This is a genomic window from Pseudomonas sp. NFPP12, assembly GCF_900103205.1.
GTDB classification, from domain to species: domain Bacteria; phylum Pseudomonadota; class Gammaproteobacteria; order Pseudomonadales; family Pseudomonadaceae; genus Aquipseudomonas; species Aquipseudomonas protegens.
In genome coordinates this window covers 1,525,877-1,541,353 of record NZ_FMWW01000001.1, presented here as the reverse complement: position 1 = coordinate 1,541,353, position 15,477 = coordinate 1,525,877, and the positions used below count along the sequence as shown (strand labels likewise).

Here is a 15,477-nt window from a genome sequence, read left to right as displayed (position 1 = left end):
TGGTTCAGAGGATCGGCCCGCAATGGACCGAGCTGCGGATCGGTGCCCCGGGCGTGATATCGACGAAGCGCGAGCCGTAGGACACTGGGTTCAGCGGGCCACCGTCCAGGCCCATGCCGAGGCCACCGGCGCTGCGGGTTTCGCCTTCCTGCATCAGTGGATCAAGGCATGCGCGCCAGTCCAGCAGGCGCAGGGTCACAGCCTGGCGGCGTTCCAGGTCGCCGGCCAGCAAGGGGCTGGAGCGGTGCCACAGGTACTTGCTGAACAGCAGGGCGTCGCCGGGTTCGAACGAGTCTTCGATGCGCTGTGCTTCGAAGCTGTCGGTGAGCATCCCGGGCGTGCAGTAGGTCTGGTGCAGGTGCGCGGAAAATTCGGCCACCGACTCGCCCCGTGCCAGTTTGCCTGCCAGCAGGCGCGAGAACTGAAAATTCTCCTGGGCCGAGAATTGCGACAGGGGCACCCAGGCCATGCCGCCACCTTGCACTTCGGGGCGGATCGGCTGCAACGGCATCCACAGGCTGAAGGCCGGGTCCTGGGGGCGGATGTAGCGAAAGTTCAGCGAGTCGTAGTGCCAGGCAAAGCCCGAGCGTCCCACCCCCAGCTCGAAACTCTGGGCCTCGCTCATGATCAGGCGGCAGCCGCTGAGGCGGGTCAGCACCTGGGCGAAGGCCGGTTGCCGGTAGAGGCGCTCGAGGATGCCGACCTGGGTCACCCGGTGGGTCAGGCGACTGAAACCGTCGCCATGGGCCGAGGTGCCCGAGGAGGTCGGGCGCAGTTGGCTGTTGGCCTGCTCGCGCAGTTGCAGGATGGCCGCAGGCGTCAACAACCCCCGCAGCTTGATGAAGCCACGCTCCTTGAAATGCCGTAGATCGTCCTGGCCCAGGCGTAGCGGGTTGACCAGGGCAGGGGTGGTGTCAGGCAGGACCGGTGGCAGGTTCACGGGGGTATTCCATTACCAGGGGACAAGGCCCTTGAGTATGGACAGTGCGCGCTGGGGCGGCAGGCTGGATTCGACCTTGAGCAACGCCTTTGCGACATCGGGCAGGGAGGACGGCGCCTTAGTCGTCAGGCCGGATGTAGCGGTCCCGGGCCTGGAGGGTCGGTGCCACCACGGCGCTTGTCAACGAGCCGGCCTGGTGCCGGGGCTGCCGGCAGGCTCGCGGACCGCTTGCTGGCGAGTTCCCAGCAACAGCCCCATGGCCAGCAGGCTGGCGCAACCGGCCAGGGCCATGGCCAGGCCAAATCCGCTGGTCATGGCGGCGCCATAGAGGTCGGCGAACAGCGGGTCGTGCAGCGGCAGGCGGTGTTCGGTCACCGCTTGCCGGGCCAGTTCGGCGGCGCCGTCGAACCCGGCCGCGGCGCCGGATTCGCTGAGCACTTGCACTGCCCGGGCGCTCATCAGGCTGCCGAGCAGGGCGATGCCGACGCTCATGCCGGTCTGGCGCAGGGCGTTCATGCTGGCCGAGGCGATGCCGGCGCGCTCTGCCGGTGCGCAGGCCATCACCACCAGCCCGGTGGCCGGCACCGCCAGGCCCATGCCCAGCCCCAGCAGACAGAACAGCGAACCCACCAACCAGTAGGGCGTGTGGGCATCGAAGCCGGCCATGGCGCTCATGGCCAGGCCTACCAGGCCATAGCCGCCAACCATCAGCCAGGGCAGGGGAATGCGCTGGTGCAAGCGGCCAAAGAACATCGATACAACACCTGTGACCACGAACTGCGGAAGCATGCGCAGGCCGGTGTCGGCGGCGGACCAGCCCTGGATCTGCTGCAGGAAGATCGAGAAGAAGAACAGGCTGCTGTAGCAGGAAAACCCGAGGATGAACGAGGCCAGGTTGGCCACCGCAAAGGGCCGCTGGCGAAACAGGGCGACGGGCACCAGGGGCCGCTGCACTCGACGCTCGACCTGGATCAGGGCCAGTAGCGCCAGCGTCGCCAGCAGCAATGAGGTGAGCGCCTCGCGGCTGCCGAAACCGTCCTCGCCAGCGACGATCAGGCCGTAGGTCAGGGCCCCGAGGCAGAGCACGCTGAGGATCTGGCCCAGGGGGTCGAGCGCGGCGTGCTGGGGGTGCTTGCGCTCGCTGATGCCCCAGCCGCCCAGGGCCAGGGCCAGCAGGCCGATGGGCAGGTTGATCAGGAAAATGCTCTGCCAGCCCAGGTGCTCCAGCAACAGACCACCCAGCAGCGGGCCGAGGATCAGGGCCAGGGCACTGAAGGCCGACCAGCCGCCGATCACGTGGGCCCGTTGCCGAGGCTCGGGAAAGGCGTGGCTGAGGATCGGCATCGCCCCGGGAATCAGCAGGGCCCCGGCCAGCCCCTGCACTGCGCGCCCGGCCAGCAGCAGCGAAAGCTCCTGGGCCAGCGCGCACAGCGCCGAGCCGAGGCAGAACAGCAGCACACCGATCAGCCAGCAGCGCTTGTGGCCGTAGCGATCCCCCAGGGGGCCTGCCGAGAGCATGAACGCCGAGAGGCAGATGGCGTAGGCATTGACCACCCATTGCAGGCCGCCCAGGTCGGTGGCCAGGGCCTGCTGCAAGGTTGGCAGGGCGACGTTGACGATGCTGATGTCGAGGGACGCCAGGAAGGTCCCGAGGTAGGCGGCGGCGACCAGGGCCGGGCGACGATAGCGCTGCATGGTGTATCTCCCGCAAGGTCTGGAATGGGCTTGCAGGGCGAGCATAGTATTTCGACTGACCGTCGGTCAATGGAGAATGAAAAAGATTCTCAACTCTCTTTTCCTCCACAAATCCCCTAGAATGGCGGCCTTTGTCGAACAGCCCGGATTCGTTCATGAGTGTCAAAACCTCCCCGGTTGCCAAGCGCGCTGCCCAGCCGCGGCCGCGCACCAAACCGGCCGAAGTGCGCCTGGAAGAGCTGATGGCCGCCGCCCAAGACCTGTTCCTCAGCCAGGGCGTGGAAGCCACCACCATCAGCGAGATCGTCGAGCGCGCCGAGGTGGCCAAGGGCACCTTCTATCACTACTTCCAATCCAAGAACGACATGCTGGTGGCCCTGGGGCAACGCTATACCCAGCACTACCTGCAGCGCCTGGAGCAGGCGGTGGCGGCCTGCCCCGAGGACGACTGGGTGGCGCAGCTCAGCAGCTGGATCCGCACCAGCGTGCAGGCCTACCTCGACACCTACCGCCTGCACGACATCGTCTACCCCAACCACCATCATCACGACCGCGGCAACCCGGAAAAGAACGCGATCCTCGAGCAGTTGCTGGGCCTTCTCGAAGGCGGCCAGCGCGCCGGCTGCTGGTCCCTGGCCCAGCCAGGGGTGATTGCTTCGCTGATCTACGCCGGGGTGCATGGCGCCACCGACGATGTGATCGCCGCCGGCGAGGACGATGGCCGGGCCCTGGCCGAGGCCATTGTCCAGGCGTGCCTGCGCATGCTGGGCCTGCCTCCTTCTTGATGTTTCCACGGGTAGAAGGAACGACCCTGCAATGAAAAAGATCAACCTCATTCTCGGCGCCGCGCTGGCGCTGTACCTGGCGTACCAGGCCTATGGCTCGTTCTACTACGGCACGCCGTATCAGGGCCGCGACTACAGCGCCGACCAGGCCTTCTACTACCAGAAGTACCGCTTGTTCAGCTGGCGCACCTGGATTCCCACCATGACCATGCCCGGCGATGGCGACAGCTCGCGCTACAGCGTTGGCGGCTACCTGCGGGTGTTCAAGGCCGACGGCACGCTGGTAGGGCAGTCCTATGACGGCTGCATCGCGGTGGTGGAAGTGTTCTGGTACGACGACGCAGTGGGCGGCTTCGGCTGCAGCGAGCACTTGATCGCGCTGCCCACGAAGGCCACGACGGGCTGAGCGCCCAGTCGCGGTTTGCGGGCCCTGTCGATCGCTTCAGGCCCCGGCCTTCCACAAGCCGAACTTGCCCGCCAGATCCAGCTTGGGATCACGCACCCGGGTCAGGTTGATCGCGGCGCCGGACCAGCCGCCCTCCATCTCTTCAGTCAGGTGGTATTTCAACAGGTTGTACTGGATCGCCGTCCCCCCCAGTTGCTGGTAGCCGATGCGTGAGGTCACCGCCTCCAGCAAGCTGGAAATCAGGTATTGCAGCGGCGTTTCGTAGGCCTTGATGGCGATGCCGTAGTCGAAGCTCTCAGCGTTGCTTTCGCGAAAGCAACCGAAGAATTCCTGCTTGCTCATGCTGCTGGACATGGCCGTGTTGTAGCTCTGGCGACAGGCCTCCAGGTCGGCGGCGCCGGGCCGAGGCAGGGCCAGGTGGTTGTTGAGGTTCTTCAGGGTCACACAGCCCTGGGTGGCAATGACCTCGGGCATCAGGGTCACGTCCAGTTCACCGGCACGGTCGGGGATGTTGTGCCAGGCGTTCAGGCTGTTGCGCAAAAGCTCCAGGCTGCTGCCGGGGTAACCTCGATACCCGTACACATAGGCTGGCGGCAGCACCAGGCCCATGACCGAATTCATCTGCGACACCGTCAGGTTCTGATAGTCGCGTCCATAGATGCGGGCGCTGTACTCGTCCAGGGAGTGGCGCAGCACCGAGGGCTTGAGGTTGCGCACCGACTTGCCGTTCTCCAGCGCCTCGAACAGGCTCTTCTCGTTGAGTTGGGACTTGACCTCCACGGTGGCGATCACCCCTTCGATCAGGTACACGTCCGCCGAGCCGAAGGTACGCAGCGTGGGGAAGTCGTTGCGGTAGATGATCAGGTCGATCTGCTTGGAGATGCTCCCTTCGGAGTCGATGATCTGCCCGGCACCGATGCTGATGTTGCTCGGCAGAAAGCGCTTGAGGACGTCACGGATGAAACTCTCCCGGGCGTCACCGAGGACGCCGGAGTGGCTGGCGATGGTGCTGCTGACGCTGAAGCTGCTTTCCAGGACCCGGGCGATGGATTTCGCCCATTTGCTGATGATTGCCATGGGGCTTCCTTGGGGATCAGGGGACGAGCAAGTCGAAATGGTCTGTGGCCAGGGGTTCGCCGTTGACCAGCAATCGCACGCCGTGGCGCCCCGGATAGTGGCGGCGGGTGGTCAGTTCGCGGATCTGCTGGCTGCGGCCAAGCTCCACCTGGGCCAGGCCTTGCAGGGTGAAGGTCTTGAGCTTGAACACCTTGCTCGCGGTGGCGCCGGAGGCCTTGACGTAGTCGATGGCGTAATCCACCACCAGGCGCTGTTCGTGCGAGCAGGTGGAGACCAGGGTCAGGGACAGGTTGAGGCTGTCCCCCAGGCGCAATTGCCCGGGGGCCACCTGGAAGCGGCAAACCTGGACCTCGGCCCGGGCCCCGGCGCCGATCAGCGCCAGGGCCCGGCGGTCGCCCTGCTTGATCAGGCTGCGCAAGGCATGACGGGCGATCCAGGCACTGTGCGGCTGCTCCAGGGGCCAGCCTTCAAGACGTTCCAAGACCCACTGCGGGTGCTCTTTGGTGATGTCGTTGAGGTGGTTGGCCACCGACTTGCGCACGTACAGGCTGGGGTCATTGCGCAGGCGTTCGAGGATCGGCGCCGCCAGTTGCGGGTCGGCCTGCAACTGTTCCAGGCGGAACGACCAGGGCAGGCGCGGGCGGCTGCCTTCGCTGGCCAGGCGGCGTACGTGTTCATCGCTGTCCGTGGCCCACTCGTGCATCACGGCCAGCGTGCGCTGGCAGTCCTGGCGCAAGAAGTGGCGCACGGCGAACTCCGATGAGCCGAAGCCGGTGAAATACTTCAGCGCCGCCATGGACAGCTCGAAGTCATGCAGGCCGTAGCTGGCCACGTAGTGGGGCAGGAAGATGCACACGAAGCGGCTGTTCAGGCGCGGCGCCAGGGCTTTCAGCAGCTCCAGGCTGCTGGGGTAGTCCAGGTCCAGCACCTGGTGCAGGCTCTCGCTGACCCGGGCCAGGCGCTGCATCAGCGACAGCTCGGCGAGGCCGTGGCCGGCCCGTTGCAGGAACCCCTGGCGGTCGAAGGCCGGATGCACCGTGTGCATGGCGTCGGCGATATGCATCAGGCGCTGCTGGTTGAAGATTTCCTTGAGGGCGGGGGCTTGCTCTTGGGTAGAACTCATGGGGCGTATCCATTCAAAGCCGGGGCGGCGTCCACTCTACACGCCCTCTGCTGACAGAATCTGTCGGTAGCCGCCGGAGGGCGTGTTGCGTCATGCAGATCGTTTTCCGGTGTTGCTGAGGCCGCCTTCGCCGGCAAGCCGGCTCCTACGGTGTGTCGTGCCGGGCCTGTAGGAGCTGGCTTGCCAGCGAAGGGTACACCACGGCCCTCAGATCATTCCCCGGCGTCCTTGAGACCGCCTTCGCCGGCAAGCCGACTCCTGCGAGGTGGCGCAGGGCCTGGCGCCTCAGCGCATCGGCGGCAGCGGGCTTTCGATCTGTTCGTCCTGTTCGTCGGCTTCGAACAGCCGGGCCAGTTCGGCGCGGGCTTCCTGGGCGCTTTGCAGGACCTTGGCGGCGTCGTCGTAGACGGCATGCTGGGCCGCCAGCAGTTGTTCGTCGTGCTGGGTGAAACGCTGGATCCGCGAATCGGCCTGGGCCTGGCTCAAGCCCAGCCCCACCAGGGTGCGGCGGCTCATTTCCAGGCTGGAATAGTAGGTCTCCCGCACCGCCTGGGCCCCCAGGTCCACCAGCCGGTGCACGTGCTGGCGGTTGCGCGCCCGGGCGATGATCTTCAGGTGCGGGTAGAGCCGGCTGACCTGCTCGGCGGTCTTGATATTGGTTTCCGGGTCGTCGGTGGCAATGACGAAGTACTCCGCTTCGCCGACCTTGGCCGCGCTGAGGATCTCCGGGCGCAACGGGTCGCCGTAGAACACCGGCATGCCGCCGAAACTGCGGATCAGTTCGATGGTTTCCACCGAGGTGTCCAGGGCCACGAAGGGCACTTTCTGTGCCCGCAGGATACGCGCCACGATCTGCCCCATGCGGCCCATGCCGGCAATTACCACCCGCGGCCCGTCGGAATCGATCCGGCGGTACTCGGCGGGCATTTCCACCGGCTTGGCCTTGGGTTTCAGCCAGCGGGTGCAGGCCAGCAACAGCAGTGGGGTGAGGGCCATGGACAGGGTGATGGTCAGCACCAGCAGGTCATACAGGCGGGGCTCGAACAGGCCCTGGTCGCGACCGATCTTGAACACCACGAAAGCGAACTCGCCGCCCGCCGCCAGCACCACCCCGAGGCGCACCGCACTCTCGCGTCCCAGGCCACCGGCCAGGCGCCCGACCACGAACAGCAGCGGCAGCTTGAGGGCGATCAGCAGCAGGGTCAGGCCCAGCACCGCGATGGGCGCGCTGAGCAGCAGGCTGATATTGGTGCCCATGCCGACGCTGATGAAGAACAGCCCCAGCAGCAGGCCCTTGAAGGGTTCGATCTGCGCTTCCAGCTCGTGGCGGTATTCCGAGTCCGCCAGCAGCAGGCCGGCGAGGAAGGCGCCCAGGGCCATGGACACGCCCACCAGGTCCATCAGCCAGGCGGTGCCGATCACCACCAGCAAGGCAGTGGCGGTGGAGACTTCCGGCAAGCGGGTCTTGGCCACGATGCGAAACACCGGGCGCAGCAGGTAGCGCCCGCCCACCACCACCACGGCGATGCTGCCCAGCACTTGCAGGCCGTGGCGCAGGTCCTCGGCGCTGCTGGTGTGGTGATCGCCACCGGCCAGCACCGGGACCATGGCGATCAGTGGAATGGCGGCGATGTCCTGGAACAGCAGGATGGCGAAGGCCATGCGCCCATGAGGGCTGTTCAGCTCCTTGCGTTCGGCCAGGCTTTGCAGGCCCAGGGCGGTGGACGACAGGGCCAGGCCCAGGCCCAGGACAATGGCACTGTTGAGCGACTGGCCGAACAGAAACAGCGCCACCACGCCGATCAGCATCCCGGTCAGCAGCACCTGGGCCAGGCCGACGCCGAACACCGCCTTGCGCATCACCCACAGGCGCTTGGGCGACAGCTCCAGGCCGATGATGAACAACAGCAGCACCACCCCCAGTTCGGAGATATGGCTGACGCTCTGGGGGTTGCCCACCAGGCCCAGCACCGAGGGGCCGATCAGCACCCCGGCCAGCAGGTAGCCGAGCACGGCCCCCAGTTGCAGGCGCTTGGCCAGGGGCACGATGAGCACGGCGGCGCAGAGGAACACGACGGCGGCTTGTAGCAGGTTGCCTTCATGGGGCATGGGCAGGACTCCAGGTAAAACGCTGCGCGGAAGGTTCCATGGCTGATGATAGACAGCCATCGGTGACGCTTTCAGCGGCGGTTGATCGCCGCGATGATCGGCGCAAAAAAATGAATGCAGGACAAAGGCCGTGGCCGGGTTTGCGGTCCTTCAGAGCAGGTCGCGCCAAAGGCTGTGGGCCCCCTGGGTGTCAGATGGCAATTGGTTGAGCAGGGCAGTGGCGTCATCGCCCTGGTTGTAGAAAACCACAAAGTCGCCGCTGTCGAAGTCGATCCGGAAACCGCAGAGAAAGGTGCGTCCCAGTTCTGGCCAGTTGTCGAACAGCCCCTGCACCCGAACGATCAATGCGCCCTGCAGGTGGCTGGCCGCCAGCCTGGGCAAGAGGTCGCGGGCCTCCCACGCACAGCGCACGCCGGCCTCGAGTTCAAAGCCCTCAGGCAGGCGCATGGGCCTTTGTGCGGCGCCGACGCTTTCCCCGTCAGCGAGCAGGAACAGGCTGACCTGGCTGCCGTCCTGGCCATCCAGTTGCAGGGCGCCACAGTCATCGGTCAGCACCTGCCCGTTGTACAGATACTGGGCGTGGGTCAGTGCCTGCAGGCGCCGGCCCAGCAGACTGGCGGCGGCCTGGAGGTGCTCGGGTTGTGCGGCGGGATTCAGGCGTGGATCGTCAGGCACGTGGGATTCCTACAGGGGGGCAAAGCGCCCATCCCACTGCGGGTCCAGGCGCTGGATGCGCGCAGCCAGCGGTGGGTGGGTGGCCATAAGGCGGCCCAGGCGCAGTTTCACCCCCTGGTGAAAATACAGGTGGCTGTACTGCGCGGCGGCGAAGGCGCGCAGGCGCGAACCGGCGCTGCTGCCGCCGATCTTTTTCAGGGCGCCGGCAATGCCCTGGGGGTTGCGGGTGAACTGCACCGCCGAGGCATCGGCGAGAAACTCGCGCTGGCGGCAGATGGCGGCCTTGATCAGGTTGCCCAGCAGGCTGCCCAGGGAGCCGAAGACCAGCAGGGCCAGGCCCAGCACGGCGAAGATGATCTGCCAGAAGAAGCGGTGGCGGTCGCTGCCCAGGTGCTGCTTTTCAGCCTGGTGCAGCACCGCGATGCCCGCCAGGCTGAACACCAGTAGGCCGTGGATCACGGCCAGCAAGCGGGTGTTGAGGCGCATGTCGCCGTTGTGAATGTGGCTGAACTCATGGGCCACCATGCCCTGCAACTCGTCGCGGTCCAGGTGGATGAGGGCTCCGCGGGTGATGCCGAGCACGGCCTGCTGTGGGGTCAGTCCGGCGGCGAAGGCGTTGATTGCGTCTTCCGGCAGCACATACACCGCAGGCATGGTGGCGCCCGAGGCCAGGGCCATTTCCTCGACGATATTGAGCAGGCGCTGTTCCTCGCTGCCCCGGGGCGAATCGTTGATCAGGCGCCCCCCCAGGTGCTCGGCGATCACCTTGCCGCCGGCCCGCAGGCGCCAGGTCTTGTACCAACTGCCCAGCAGCACCACCAGCAGCATCAGCAGCGCCACGACGGCCACTGCGGTCCAGCTCAAGACCTTGGGCTGCTTGTATTCCTGGCTCAGCTCGCGCCATGCAAGGCCCAGCCCCAGGCTGCTGAGGCTGACCAGGGTGGCTACCGCCAGGATCATCAACAGCACCAGCTTGAGGGTGTGGCGCCGGGCTCGGGCCTGGTGTTGAAAGAACTTCATGCAGGTTTCCGGGGGCAGGTGCAGTTACTGGAAGGAGACTTTGCTGGCGTCTTGAATGCGCGCGCTGTCGGCAAATTGCAGCAGGGCGGCATCGGCCCGGTGGCCGAACAGCCCGGCGAAAAACAGTGCCGGCACCCGCTGCTTGCACAGGTTGTAGTCGGTCACTGCATCGTTGAAGGCCTGGCGCGCGTAGGCGACCTTGTTCTCGGTGCTGGTGAGCTCTTCGCTGAGTTGCGCCATGTTCTGCGAGGCCTTGAGTTCCGGGTAGGCCTCCAGGCTCAGGTGCAGGCGGTCGAGGACCTGGTCCAGGGCACCCTGGTCCTGGCCCAGGCGGGCGATGCGTGCGCTGTCGCCGGGTTGCGCGGCGGCGGCTTGCAGGCTATCCCGCGCGCTATTGCGCGCCTCGGCCAGGGCAGTCAGGGTCTGGCGCTCGTGCTGCAGGTAGCCCTTGACGGTTTCCAGCAGGTTGGGGATCAGGTCGTAGCGGCGCTTGAGTTGCACCTCGATCTGGGCGAAGGCATTGCGCAGACGGGTACGCCGGGTGGTCAGGCGGTTGTAGAGGCTGACCAGGTACAGCGCCAGAGCGGCGAGCAGCACCAGGGCGACGATATCGGCGGTGGCCATGGGATGTCCTTATCGAGTGAGGCGTGGGGGCGGCAATGGTAACGGAATCTTCCTGTTCGGTGACACACCTTCGCTGGCGACTCGTCAATGATTGCCAAGGGCCGGCAATTCTGCGAAAAAGCGCTCGGCTTGCGCGGGGGCCGAAGGGCACCGCTGCCTTTTATTCAATGAACCAGGGACAGGTGATGGACAAGATCATGCTCAGGTTGACGGTGGTGGACGACTATCCGCCGGTGGCCAGCGAAGGGGTCTGGGCCGAACGCCAGCCCGATGGCCTGTACCGTATCGCCAACCTTCCGTTCTACTCCCAGGATGCCTGTTACGAGGACGACGTCGAAGTCCAGGAGGAGGCCGATGGCCTGAAGTGGTTCAGGCGGGTCGGGCGCAGCAGTGGCAACAGCACGTTGCGCCTGGTGTTCTTTGACGTTGGCAGGGCCCGGACCCCCGAGGTGCTGGCGCGGATCAACGCCCTGGGCTGCAGCTGGGAGGGCATGAGCAAGGCGTTCTTTGCTGTCAATGTGCCTGCCTCGGTGTCGCTGGACAGCGTGCTGGAGTACCTGCAGGAGTGCTTTGAGCAGGGTTGGCTGGATTATGAAAGCGGGCTGTTGCGCCAGTGACCGCGAATAAGGAGCAAGGAGCGATGAGTTTGAAATTTCATGCCACTGGCTACAGTGCCTGCACTGAAGACGAGGTGCAGATCCTGGGCTTTGCCGACGACGGGCAGCAGCCCGAGCACTACCTGCTGTTGCAGCGCGCCGAATGCTTTGACGAGCAGGACCGGCAGTTGGGCATGGATACTTACCATGTGGAACTGGGCGGCCAGGCAGTGTCCGGCTATGGCGGCATCCGCCAGGTGCTGCTGGCCCCGGGCCGCCTGACCCTGCATTTTGGCGATTCCCAGGCCTGGTGCCGGGGCTTGCCCAGCCTTGAGATCAGCTGGAAGCCGGGGCTCGCCAGCGTCGAGGAGGTCGCGATGGCGCTGGGGGCGATCTTTCTCGATACCGATACCCTGATCGAGGTGGCGCCACAGTGATTGCCAAGCCGGGGCAATTCTGCGAAAAAGCGCGCCGCAGTCCCGTGACGGGGCAATGCTTGAACGGGAGTGAACCATGAGCGACGAATTGCAGGTCATCGATATCCAGCCGGGCGACGGCAAGGCTGTGGTCAAGGGCGCCTTGATCACCACCCAGTACCGGGGCTTTCTGGAGGACGGCAGCAGCTTCGACTCCTCCTATGATCGTGGCAAGCCGTTCCAGTGCGTGATCGGCACCGGCCGGGTGATCAAGGGCTGGGACCAGGGCCTGATGGGCATGCAGGTGGGCGGCAAGCGCAAGCTGCTGGTGCCGGCGCACCTGGGTTATGGCGAGCGTTCCATGGGCGCCATCCCGCCCAATTCCAACCTGATCTTCGAGATCGAGTTGCTGGAAGTGCTGACCCGGGACGATTGAAGGCTTGAGGAGCGAGGGGCCGATGCGTGCCAATAAAGCCTGCCCGGTGGTGCTGCGCCATTCCACCGAGCTGGAGATCCTGGCTTTCCGCCATCCGCTGGCCGGCCTGCAACTTGTCAAGGGCACGGTGGAGGCGGGGGAGTCCACGGCTACTGCAGCCGTTCGCGAGCTGGCGGAAGAGGCCGGTGTCCAGGCCGGGGAAAGCGGTTTCCTGGGGCTCTGGCATTCGGGTTTCTGCGGCCAGGTGTGGGCTTTCCATGAATGCCGGGTGCCAGCGCCGTTGCCGGAAAGCTGGAGCCATTTCACCGCGGATGACGGCGGCCATCGGTTCGAGTTTTTCTGGCAGCCCCTGGCCAGCCTGCCGTCGGAGCAATGGCACCCGCTGTTCCAGGGCGCCCTGGGATTCCTGCGCCAATGCCTGCTGGGCGAAGGCGCCGAGGCCTAGGCAGCGGCTTATTGCCCGAGACGGTAGTGGTTGTTGCCGCTGCGCTTGGCCTCGTACATCGCCTGGTCGGCGACGTGCAGCAACTGGTCTATGCGCCCGCCATGGTCGGGAAACATCGCCACTCCCAGGCTGCTGCCGATGCTGTGGCGATGGCTGTCCACTTCCACCGGCGGCGACAGCTGGCTGAAGATCTGCTCGCCGATGCGCCGGGCCTCTTCGGCCAGGTCGAGCCCCGGGGCCAGGCCTTCGAGAATCACCACGAATTCGTCGCCGCCGATACGCGCCACGGTGTCGCTGGCCCGCAGGATGCCTTGCAGGCGCTGGGCGGTAGCGCTCAGCACCTGGTCCCCGGCGGCATGGCCGTACTGGTCGTTGATCGCCTTGAAGCCATTGAGGTCGACGAACACCAGGGCCACCCGGGTCTGGTCGTGACGGGCCTGTTCCAGGGCCCGGGACAGGCGCTGTTCGAGCATCAACCGGTTGGGCAGCCCGGTCAGCCGGTCGAAATGAGCCAGTTGCTGCAACTGGCTGGTGGAGACCTTTTCGTCGGTGATGTCGCGCACCACACCCATCATCTTGATGGTGGCGTCGTGCACGTTCTTCACCACATTGCCGGTTTCCCGCAGCCAGTGGACGCTGCCATCGGGCCACACCACGCGGTACTCCTCATCATGGTTCTCGCCCGTCTCCAGGCAGCGCAGCTCGCCGGCGCGGACCCGTTCCCGGTCCTCGGGGTGCACGCAGGAACAGAACAGCTCGTAGGAGGGCACTACCTGGCCAACCTGGAAGCCGAACATGCCGTAGATCGCCTCCGACCAGTACAGGCGCTGGGTATCGACCTCCCAGTCCCAGGTGCCGATCCGCGCAAAATACTGGCTGCGCTTGAACCGTTCGGCGTCGTCGGGTCGACCTTCGGCGAGCCGTCGATAGACCTGCAACTGGGCCTGGGCCCGGCGTTCACGGCGCCATAGCCACAGCGCCAGCAGCACCAGCAGGAAGATCACGCACAGCAGGGACCAGACGGCAATCATCGGAGACTGGACAACATGGAAAGGCAGGGTCCTGAGGGGGAGAGTGGCACTTGGCTATGTTAATCCACCGCATCGGTTGCGCCGCAGCTTTTTTCGCTTGCCGGGCAGGGCGTTTGTGCGAATGACCGGACTGCCTTGATCAAGTCCAGCGCCGCGGTGCTGCTCGATGCCAGCGATGAGCAGGTGGCCGGGCAGATCCGCGCATCGGTGGAAGGGCCGGGGGATGCCAGTATCGTCGACCTGCACGTGTGGCAGGTGGGGCCCGGGGCCCGGGCGGCGATTGTCAGTGTGGTGGCCCGGGCCTCGCTCAGTGCCGAGACCGTGCGTGCGCGCCTGGCCGCGCTGCCCGGGCTGTCGCACCTGACCCTGGAATTGCGCAGCGTCTGAAGCCGGGCGCCTCAGGTGGCGCCCGGGCGGTACAGTTCCAGCAGCGAATAGGCCAGCCCCACCACGGCCACTGCCAGCAGCACCAGGCTCGACACCCCCGTCACCAGGCGCTTGTACTTCAGCGAGAAGCCCTGTCGCGCCACCAGGATATAGGCCCCCAGCACCGCCAGGTCGATCAGTACCCAGACCAGGGTCAGCAGCAGTGCGCTGTGTTCGAAGGTGCGGCCGACCTGGATGAACTGGGGGAAGAACGAGACAAAGAAGATGATGTCCTTGGGGTTGCCGATGCCCACCACAAAGCCGGTTGCCAGGCCCCTGCCGCGTCCGGCCAGGTTTTTTTCCGGTGCTTGTGCAGCGGGTTGGGCGGCGGCCTCGCGCAACCCCTGCACGGCCAGCCAGGCAATGAAGCAGCAGCCCAGCACGCTGATCCAGTGGATCAGCCGTGGGTCCAGGGCCAGCCCGCCGGAGAGCATCAGCACCGCCAGCAGGGCCAGCAGCAACGACGCCGCGTTGGTGCCCAGGGCGGTCAGCAGCGCCTGGCGCGGGCCGGCGTTCATGCTGGTGCTGACGATCAGCGCCACCACCGGCCCCGGGGTCGCCACCAGCATCAGCACGCTCAGGGTATAGGCCAGCAATAACGACATGTTCACATCCACCCGGCAACTCCTCGATCAATGGCAAAGGCCCTAGCCTGAAGGCTTGAGCCTGCGTTGAAAAACGCAAAAAGCTGTGACCTACTATGATTTTTAATCATGCTGAGTGCTTGCCGATGGTCGAGTCCCTGCCGCCGCTCTATGCCTTGCGCGCCTTTGAAGTGGCGGCCCGTTCCAGCTCCTTCACCCGGGCCGCAGAGGAGCTGTCCCTGACCCAAAGCGCCATCAGCCGGCATATCCGCACCCTGGAAAGCCAGTTCGGCTGCCGCCTGTTCGAGCGCCACGGCCCCAGGTTGGTACTCACTGACGTCGGGCAGCGCCTGGCCCGGGAGCTCAAGGCGGGGTTCCGGATCATCGAGGACGCCTGTCTGCCGCTGCGCAGCGGCAGTGGACAATTACGCCTCAAGGCCCCTTCGACACTGACCATGCGTTGGCTGCTGCGGGCCCTGGACCAGCTCAAGCACCAGCAGCCGTCGCTGGCGGTGCAACTGGCCAGCGTGTGGATGGATTTCGATCATGTGGATTTTCATGCCGAGCCCTATGACTGCGCGATTCTGCTGGGCAACGGGCAGTTCGGCGCCGGGGTCGAGGCCTGCAAGCTGTTCGATGAGTGGCTGATTCCCATCGGCCCTCCGGAGGCTGTGGATGCGCCGCCCTGGACCCTGGAACGGCTCAGGGAGGCGCCACTGATCCACCCTTCGGCGGACCGCCGCGACTGGCGGCGCTGGCTACAGGCCCAGGGCCTGCTGGGGCAGGTACGGCTGGACCGGGGCAACGTCTTCGACACCCTGGACCAGGCGATCTGCGCGGCCATGCGTGGCCACGGGCTGTCCATCGCCGACCTGTACCTGGTGGCCGAGGATATCCGCCAGGGCCTGGTCAGCCTGCCGTTTCCCCGTGCGCTGGCCTCGGGGGACGGCTATTACCTGGTGTGGCTGCGGGACAGCCCGCGCCGGGAACAGATCGACGGCCTGCGCGCCTTTCTGCTGGAGCAAGTGGTATCCATCGATGACCTTGAACTGGCTGACCTGACGCCTGGCGCGGGCTGATGGCGGGGCC

Annotated in this window: 17 protein-coding genes and 1 pseudogene; 8 read left to right on the top strand and 10 right to left on the bottom strand. The window is 65.8% G+C overall.

The features are described 5' to 3' along the window. Positions 1-4: 4 nt before the first annotated feature. Together BLS75_RS06625 and BLS75_RS06620 are read right to left on the bottom strand one after the other, a co-directional pair. A complete protein-coding gene (locus tag BLS75_RS06625) occupies positions 5-940 on the bottom strand; it encodes a phytanoyl-CoA dioxygenase family protein (RefSeq protein WP_072452311.1) in 936 nt (311 codons plus the stop codon). 180 nt (positions 941-1,120) lie between these two features. Continuing rightward, a complete protein-coding gene (locus BLS75_RS06620; RefSeq protein ID WP_176876714.1) occupies positions 1,121-2,635 on the bottom strand; it encodes an MFS transporter in 1,515 nt (504 codons plus the stop codon). A 155-nt stretch (positions 2,636-2,790) separates the two neighbouring features. On the opposite strand from BLS75_RS06620, the gene BLS75_RS06615 reads away from it, so the two are divergent. Continuing rightward, positions 2,791-3,420, top strand: coding sequence for a TetR/AcrR family transcriptional regulator (locus tag BLS75_RS06615; RefSeq protein WP_015635232.1), 630 nt, complete (start codon positions 2,791-2,793; stop codon positions 3,418-3,420). A gap of 31 nt (positions 3,421-3,451) precedes the next feature. After that, positions 3,452-3,826 (top strand): hypothetical protein, encoded by a 375-nt coding sequence (locus BLS75_RS06610; protein ID WP_019094398.1) that lies wholly within the window; start codon positions 3,452-3,454, stop codon positions 3,824-3,826. Positions 3,827-3,862: 36 nt separating this feature from the next. On the opposite strand, the gene BLS75_RS06605 is transcribed toward BLS75_RS06610, so the two are convergent. From BLS75_RS06605 to BLS75_RS06580, 6 genes are all read right to left on the bottom strand, one after another. After that, positions 3,863-4,903 carry a DUF6602 domain-containing protein gene (locus tag BLS75_RS06605; RefSeq protein WP_011060790.1) on the bottom strand — a complete coding sequence of 347 codons (1,041 nt, stop codon included), beginning with the start codon at positions 4,901-4,903 and terminating at the stop codon, positions 3,863-3,865. 16 nt (positions 4,904-4,919) lie between these two features. Continuing rightward, on the bottom strand, positions 4,920-6,026 hold the full coding sequence (locus tag BLS75_RS06600) for a DNA alkylation repair protein (RefSeq protein ID WP_072452309.1): 1,107 nt from the start codon (positions 6,024-6,026) through the stop codon (positions 4,920-4,922). A gap of 285 nt (positions 6,027-6,311) precedes the next feature. After that, the gene (locus BLS75_RS06595) at positions 6,312-8,135 is read right to left on the bottom strand and encodes a monovalent cation:proton antiporter-2 (CPA2) family protein (RefSeq protein WP_072452308.1); all 1,824 of its coding nucleotides are present in this window, start codon (positions 8,133-8,135) and stop codon (positions 6,312-6,314) included. Positions 8,136-8,285: 150 nt separating this feature from the next. Then, on the bottom strand, positions 8,286-8,810 hold the full coding sequence (locus BLS75_RS06590) for a hypothetical protein (RefSeq protein WP_072452307.1): 525 nt from the start codon (positions 8,808-8,810) through the stop codon (positions 8,286-8,288). Positions 8,811-8,819: 9 nt separating this feature from the next. Further along, a complete protein-coding gene (locus BLS75_RS06585; RefSeq protein ID WP_072452306.1) occupies positions 8,820-9,830 on the bottom strand; it encodes a M48 family metallopeptidase in 1,011 nt (336 codons plus the stop codon). 24 nt (positions 9,831-9,854) lie between these two features. After that, on the bottom strand, positions 9,855-10,454 hold the full coding sequence (locus BLS75_RS06580) for a LemA family protein (RefSeq protein ID WP_072452305.1): 600 nt from the start codon (positions 10,452-10,454) through the stop codon (positions 9,855-9,857). Between the two features lie 185 nt (positions 10,455-10,639). Here BLS75_RS06580 and BLS75_RS06575 point away from each other — a divergent pair, with 185 nt between their 5' ends. The 4 genes from BLS75_RS06575 (at position 10,640) to BLS75_RS06560 (ending at position 12,347) form a co-directional block, all read left to right on the top strand. Then, entirely contained in the window at positions 10,640-11,071 is a 432-nt protein-coding gene (locus BLS75_RS06575) for a DUF4265 domain-containing protein (protein ID WP_072452304.1), read from the top strand. 23 nt (positions 11,072-11,094) lie between these two features. Then, the gene (locus BLS75_RS06570) at positions 11,095-11,487 is read left to right on the top strand and encodes an Imm10 family immunity protein (RefSeq protein WP_072452303.1); all 393 of its coding nucleotides are present in this window, start codon (positions 11,095-11,097) and stop codon (positions 11,485-11,487) included. Between the two features lie 76 nt (positions 11,488-11,563). Further along, the gene (locus BLS75_RS06565; RefSeq protein WP_011060802.1) at positions 11,564-11,902 is read left to right on the top strand and encodes an FKBP-type peptidyl-prolyl cis-trans isomerase; all 339 of its coding nucleotides are present in this window, start codon (positions 11,564-11,566) and stop codon (positions 11,900-11,902) included. 22 nt (positions 11,903-11,924) lie between these two features. Continuing rightward, entirely contained in the window at positions 11,925-12,347 is a 423-nt protein-coding gene (locus BLS75_RS06560) for an NUDIX hydrolase (protein ID WP_072452302.1), read from the top strand. A gap of 8 nt (positions 12,348-12,355) precedes the next feature. Here BLS75_RS06560 and BLS75_RS06555 read toward each other — a convergent pair whose 3' ends face one another. Then, the gene (locus BLS75_RS06555; RefSeq protein ID WP_072452301.1) at positions 12,356-13,378 is read right to left on the bottom strand and encodes a sensor domain-containing diguanylate cyclase; all 1,023 of its coding nucleotides are present in this window, start codon (positions 13,376-13,378) and stop codon (positions 12,356-12,358) included. A gap of 132 nt (positions 13,379-13,510) precedes the next feature. Between BLS75_RS06555 and BLS75_RS06550 the strand changes: the two are divergent. After that, positions 13,511-13,765: pseudogene (locus BLS75_RS06550) on the top strand (cation transporter); the annotation flags it as partial. Between the two features lie 11 nt (positions 13,766-13,776). Here the strand turns inward: BLS75_RS06550 and BLS75_RS06545 are convergent. Beyond that, positions 13,777-14,415 carry a LysE family translocator gene (locus BLS75_RS06545; RefSeq protein WP_011060806.1) on the bottom strand — a complete coding sequence of 213 codons (639 nt, stop codon included), beginning with the start codon at positions 14,413-14,415 and terminating at the stop codon, positions 13,777-13,779. Between the two features lie 119 nt (positions 14,416-14,534). On the opposite strand from BLS75_RS06545, the gene BLS75_RS06540 reads away from it, so the two are divergent. Next, entirely contained in the window at positions 14,535-15,467 is a 933-nt protein-coding gene (locus BLS75_RS06540; RefSeq protein WP_053150902.1) for a LysR substrate-binding domain-containing protein, read from the top strand. Positions 15,468-15,477 lie beyond the last annotated feature (10 nt).

Excerpts from the sequence above, each read along its gene's own strand:
- BLS75_RS06585 (WP_072452306.1), bottom strand. The coding sequence starts at position 9,830 with ATGAAGTTCTTTCAACACCAGGCCCGAGCCCGGCGCCACACCCTCAAG.
- BLS75_RS06610 (WP_019094398.1), top strand. The coding sequence starts at position 3,452 with ATGAAAAAGATCAACCTCATTCTCGGCGCCGCGCTGGCGCTGTACCTG.
- BLS75_RS06615 (WP_015635232.1), top strand. The coding sequence starts at position 2,791 with ATGAGTGTCAAAACCTCCCCGGTTGCCAAGCGCGCTGCCCAGCCGCGG.
- BLS75_RS06605 (WP_011060790.1), bottom strand. The coding sequence starts at position 4,903 with ATGGCAATCATCAGCAAATGGGCGAAATCCATCGCCCGGGTCCTGGAA.
- BLS75_RS06565 (WP_011060802.1), top strand. The coding sequence starts at position 11,564 with ATGAGCGACGAATTGCAGGTCATCGATATCCAGCCGGGCGACGGCAAG.
- BLS75_RS06620 (WP_176876714.1), bottom strand. The coding sequence starts at position 2,635 with ATGCAGCGCTATCGTCGCCCGGCCCTGGTCGCCGCCGCCTACCTCGGG.
- BLS75_RS06580 (WP_072452305.1), bottom strand. The coding sequence starts at position 10,454 with ATGGCCACCGCCGATATCGTCGCCCTGGTGCTGCTCGCCGCTCTGGCG.
- BLS75_RS06570 (WP_072452303.1), top strand. The coding sequence starts at position 11,095 with ATGAGTTTGAAATTTCATGCCACTGGCTACAGTGCCTGCACTGAAGAC.
- BLS75_RS06555 (WP_072452301.1), bottom strand. The coding sequence starts at position 13,378 with ATGATTGCCGTCTGGTCCCTGCTGTGCGTGATCTTCCTGCTGGTGCTG.
- BLS75_RS06560 (WP_072452302.1), top strand. The coding sequence starts at position 11,925 with ATGCGTGCCAATAAAGCCTGCCCGGTGGTGCTGCGCCATTCCACCGAG.
- BLS75_RS06595 (WP_072452308.1), bottom strand. The coding sequence starts at position 8,135 with ATGCCCCATGAAGGCAACCTGCTACAAGCCGCCGTCGTGTTCCTCTGC.
- BLS75_RS06540 (WP_053150902.1), top strand. The coding sequence starts at position 14,535 with ATGGTCGAGTCCCTGCCGCCGCTCTATGCCTTGCGCGCCTTTGAAGTG.
- BLS75_RS06600 (WP_072452309.1), bottom strand. The coding sequence starts at position 6,026 with ATGAGTTCTACCCAAGAGCAAGCCCCCGCCCTCAAGGAAATCTTCAAC.
- BLS75_RS06575 (WP_072452304.1), top strand. The coding sequence starts at position 10,640 with ATGGACAAGATCATGCTCAGGTTGACGGTGGTGGACGACTATCCGCCG.